At 61.6% G+C, this 5094-nt stretch carries 4 protein-coding genes; 1 reads left to right on the top strand and 3 read right to left on the bottom strand.

Annotation, left to right across the window (positions count from 1 at the left end):
* Positions 1 to 221: 221 nt before the first annotated feature.
* Positions 222 to 1682: a DUF8832 domain-containing protein gene (locus tag VFU66_RS03990; protein WP_326444944.1), complete on the bottom strand. Its 1461-nt coding sequence runs from the start codon at positions 1680 to 1682 to the stop codon at positions 222 to 224.
* A complete protein-coding gene (locus VFU66_RS03985) occupies positions 1679 to 2854 on the bottom strand; it encodes a hypothetical protein (RefSeq protein WP_326444943.1) in 1176 nt (391 codons plus the stop codon). The genes VFU66_RS03990 and VFU66_RS03985 overlap by 4 nt, the downstream gene beginning before the upstream one ends.
* Before the next feature lie 114 nt (positions 2855 to 2968).
* Here VFU66_RS03985 and VFU66_RS03980 point away from each other — a divergent pair, with 114 nt between their 5' ends.
* Positions 2969 to 4288, top strand: a complete 1320-nt coding sequence (locus VFU66_RS03980; protein WP_326444942.1) for a rhamnogalacturonan acetylesterase — start codon at positions 2969 to 2971, stop codon at positions 4286 to 4288.
* 472 nt (positions 4289 to 4760) lie between these two features.
* Here the strand turns inward: VFU66_RS03980 and VFU66_RS03975 are convergent.
* A partial coding sequence (locus tag VFU66_RS03975) for a TlpA disulfide reductase family protein (RefSeq protein ID WP_326444941.1) occupies positions 4761 to 5094 on the bottom strand: 334 nt, incomplete at its 5' end.

Here is a 5094-nt window from a genome sequence, read left to right as displayed (position 1 = left end):
TGTCGGGCTTTCAGAGGGTGCTGAAAAAGTGTCTCGCCGGGAAGAAAGCGTACCTCAGCGGCTAAAGCCGCGTTGATTTTGCAGCGTTAGCGGCACGGCTGAAGCCGTGCCCTTAAGCAAAACTGACTTTTTCAGCACCCTTTAAAGCCCATTGCATTGAGGGACGTGATGGCGTGGCTGAAGCCACGCCCCTTCAAAGCGAAGACTTAATCAGAGGCTCCCTAGTGCACATCGGCATCAAACACGCCAGTTTCTACCACGCCACCGTGCTTCATCTGGATGAACACTCGATACCGTCCCGCTGATGGAAACCCATACGGGAACTCCACGACGGGTTTGACCGGATCTCCGGGCATGGTCATGCCCTGCATATCGGCCATGGCGTCGCCGTTAGCCATCATCACTGCAGGCATTGCGGCAGAGCCATCCGGATGCGTATGCGCAAACGCTGTCCCGTCCGTCTTCACGAACGCCGCATGTCCGGCCATGCCGAGATACGGCTGCATATCGGTTGCGGGCTTGCCATCCGGCCCGAGCAGCCGGAAGCGAAATGCATAGGCTTTGCTCGCCAATAAGGGCGCGGGCTTGTCCCACACCATCGTGTAGCCATCGGGCAGGTTGTAGCTCGCTCCCAGTTCTCCAGCGGAGACACCCGGCGGCTGCGCTGAAGCATCGTCCGGTCCAAGCGGCGCATTCGACATGCCCGCAGGGACATCGAGTTTTGCTGTCAGGGTCTCCGGGAAGCCGTTTGCATGGACGATGTCTGCGAAGAGCCTGTACTGGCCCGGGGGCATCGCAGGGAGCGTCATGCCCAGGTCTCGCTTGCCGACCGGCTGCGGGTGCAGGTGAAAGACCGCATCCATCTCCGGCCAGCGAATCGCAAACAGGTGCATCCGCTGCCCGTGGTCCGGCAGCAGCTCATTGGTGGACTCGACCCTCCAGAGGCCGCCTCTGTGCTCGTAGCCGCCGAAGCTCAGCACCAGCTTATTGCCGCGCAGTACCGGCTCAAGCACCAGCGGGCGGTAGATTTCTCTGGCGTAGCTCGCCGCATCGACGTGCCACCACGCGGCGCCGCCGTAGATCATCAGCGTGGCCACCACCAGCGCGGCTGCGCTTGCCATCCACGCTGCGCGCCGCCTGGCCGCCGTGGGCGCAACGCCGGGAGCGAGCCGAGCCTCGCGCACCGCGCCGCCCACAATCCCCACCATGCCGATTGCCAGAATCAGGCCCAGCAGCCCCAGCACCATTCCGAGCGAACGCTGCATGGGCAGAATCGAGAGCGGCATTGCGGCCACTGGAACGCCCGCGCTGGCCTCGCCCGCCGCGCCGTCTACCTGAAACCGCACCTGCCACGAGCCCGACGCCATCAGCCACAGCGAGCCGGTAAAGAACTGTGCATCATCCGGCGAGACCTTCATCGCATCCGGCGTTGGCGGATGCTTCGCCGCCTCGCCCGTCATCGGAACCGGAGTGATGTGAATCGCGCTCACGTGCGGCCCCGATGCGCGTACCTCAATCGTCGCCACGCCCGGAATCACGTTCGGCGGCCGCACGGTTACGAACAGCTTGTACGGTCCGGCGTTCACGTCCTCGAACACGTCTTTGCTACCCACATGCGCCCAGGCAGGCAGCGCCGTCGCGGCGAGCAGCAGCATCAGGAGAACTCGACGAAAATTCTTCATCGCTGCACACCCCGCATCCACCGCCCAAACGCCAGCCCCACCCAGGTCGAGATCGCCGCATATAGCGACGCTCGCGCCAGCCCAAACCACAGCGTCAACCCGGAGTCGGGATGGAGGAACTTCCGCAGCCGGTCAAAGCTCCACGGCCGCGCGTTGTAGTCGAAGTAGATCGTCCCGAAGAAGCGGTTCGCGCTTGCCTTCGACAAGAGGAAGTCGGCAAACGGCCACTCCACTGCCGTCACCAGCGCGACAAACAGTACGCCCGAGACCAGCGCAATCTGCCACGACTTCCACTTCTTCGTGTGCTGCCAGAGCAGGTCCAGCGCGAGGGCGGGCACGATAATCAGAATCGGAAACTTTGCCGGCACCAGGTGCGTGACGGGGAAATAAACCGGCCCCAGTTTGGGTTGCGCCGGAACCAGCGGCAGAATCAGAATCTCTCCGATGACAAACAGTGTGTAGACCGCCGCGCAGGTCGTAGCCGCCCAGCGAAAGCGCGACGCCTCTGAAAACGCCGCGAACGCTGCCGGAATTGCGATGGCCAACGCGATGTAAGCCGCTGCCTGATGCAGCGCCACGTCCCAGGTGTACTCCTGCACGAAGAACATCTGGCCGCCCACCATCAGCCCGCCCAGATACAGAAACAGCATCTGTAGCCGCCGGAAGTTTACCGCTCCTTCCGATCCTTCACTCACCAGCGCGGCGCGGTTCATCTCTGCCAGAATCAGGAACAGCATTCCTACGCCTACTGCGCGGATGCCCAGAATCAGCAGCGTATGCGGCGGGCTTACAATCTTCACATCGAGCCCGTAGGCGTTGTGCCACCAGTTGTCGAACGGAGCCGAGGTCAGCATGGCCAGGCCGCCCCATCCCGCCAGAAACACGCCGAGCGGAGCGCGCAGCCCGAAGATGCTTACGGAAGCGTCCCGCATCTTCCGGTCTTTGCCAAACGTTGCCTGCGCGGTCAGCCACAGACCCACAATCCCCGCCAGCACGCCGCATGCATAGATCGCCATGTGTGCGGGCGTCCAGAAGGTGTCGCGCCCAATCGACCGATGCCATGAGACGTCCCACGCTCCGCCAATCGACGATGACGTCACTGCAATCGCCCCCACCCACAGATACCAAGGAGCTGGCGCCCTTCTGACGCCTGCCTCCGCTGCCGTTGACATCGAGCCTCCGTAAAAGGTTCAGCGTGGTTTCATCATACGGGGCAGGCGGCGGGAGGCTCTCCGGGGGTGGTATGATTCTCCATTGAAAAAATTCCTCTATGTAAAAGAGGTTCCGTGAACCGTCTCCTCGCCCCTCTCGCACTGCTCGCCATCCCCGCTCTCGCCTTTGCGCAGCCTCTCAACCCCAACCTGATGAAGTACGCCTGCGGCCCCGCCAACCGCATGTTTTCGACGCTCAGCGCGACCTCCGTCTACAGCGCCACCAGTGCAGGTTTTGATCTCAATACGCTGCCCACCTTCACCGGTAAATCCTGCACCGGCGACAAGCCCTTCTTCTTCTCCGTGCCCGTCGCTGAAGGGAGCTACCGCGTCACGGTTGTGCTTGGCGGCGACAAGCCCGCCACGACGACCGTATGGTCCGAGGCCCGCCGCCTCTCGTTGGAAAAGATTGCAACTGCCGCCAACGAATCGAAGACCGAGACCTTTGATGTCAATGTCCGCGTGCCCGAAATTGGCGGCGATCCTGCGCACCACGTCCACTTGAAGCCGCGCGAGGTCGGCAACCTCGACTGGGACCGGAAGCTTACGCTCGAGTTCAACGGCGATCGCCCCAGCGTTCGCAGCATCACCATCGAGCCCATCACGCCGCACGAACCAACCATCTACCTCGCAGGCGACTCGACCGTCGTCGATCAGGACATCGAGCCCTGGGCCGCGTGGGGCCAGATGCTCCCACGCTTCTTCCGTCCCGGCGTCGTCGTCGCCAACCACGCTGAGTCCGGCGAGACCATCAAGAGCTTCGTCGGCGAACAACGCTTCGCCAAGATTTTTTCTCTCATTCAGCCCGGCGACTATCTCTTCATGCAGTTCAACCACAACGACCAGAAGATCAACCCGCGCACGCACCAGCCCGTCGTCACGCTCGACGAGTACCGCGCGCTGCTGACTGAATACATTGCCAAAGCGCGCGCAGCCGGAGCCACGCCCGTGCTCGTTACCAGCATGAACCGCCGCACCTTCGACGCCTCGGGCGACATCACGAACTCACTTGGCGACTACCCCGACACCATGCGCGAGGTTGCGGCACAGGAGCACGTCGCGCTGATCGACGTGAACGCGATGTCGAAGACGCTCTTTGAAACCATGGGGCCCGAAGGTACGCTCCGGGCCTTTATGCACTACCCTGCCAACGCCTTCCCCAACCAGACCGAAGCCATCAGCGACGACACGCACTTCAATAAGTATGGAGCCTACGAACTGGCCCGCTGCATCACGCACGGCATCCGCGAAGCCAACCTGCCGCTCAAAAAATCCCTCGTCAACGACGTCCCCGACTTTAATCCGGCACACCCCGACGACGTGAACACCTTCCACCTGCCCGCTACCCCTATCCCACCCAAAACCACTGACGTCACCAAGCTTCCCCAGACCTGAGCAGCCCATGTAACGGAGTCTATCCGGCGCCGCAAAGCTCGGTAGCAACTCCATACACAACCGCTCACCACAACCAACGCTCCACCATAACTTGATGCGGCGGAACGGTGAGTGGTCATGAAAAAGGGAATAGCCATGTCAATGGCAATCAACAGGCATAATGCAAATGCGAGGAAGATTATCCATGCCTTACGGGCCATACTGCGATCCTCTCAGTCGTTGAGAGCGGTTCTCATCAAGATGTAGTTTCGGCGATTCGAGCAAAACGCAGATTCCCTTCGGGAATGACAAACAAAGGAAGCTGCACCTCAGAGGAAATAGCGATGGTGACGTGACGGAGTGAGTCCAAAGTACACGCACCTGTAGAGAGTGTCATCCTGAGCGTAGGCGGCGCTTTTTGCCGCCGGAATCGAAAAATCTGCGGTTTCTTCTCCCCCAGGGATACGCCTTTTCCGGAGCATCTCTAAGCCGGTCACTGCTCCGCCAGCACCTGCTGCACATCCTGCCGGAAATCCGTCTCGCGCACCGCGCCGACATAGCTCTTTGCCACGCGCCCATGCCGGTCCAGCAGGATCGTCGTCGGCACACCCGCCATGCCCCACTCCATCTGCGACAGCGGATCAGGAAACGCCACCGGATAGGGCACCTTCATCGCATTCACGAAGGCCTGCACCTTGTCGTGGCTTCCTTTATCGATCGACACCCCGACCACCGCCAGCCCCTGCGGTCCAAGCTCCTGCGAGAGCCGCGCCAGGCCGGGCATCTCTTCGCGGCAAGGCCCGCACCACGTTGCCCAGTAATTCATC

Source organism: Edaphobacter sp. (assembly GCF_035763405.1).
Classification (GTDB): Bacteria; Acidobacteriota; Terriglobia; order Terriglobales; family Acidobacteriaceae; genus Edaphobacter.
This window is presented reverse-complemented; position numbering and strand designations above follow the sequence as displayed.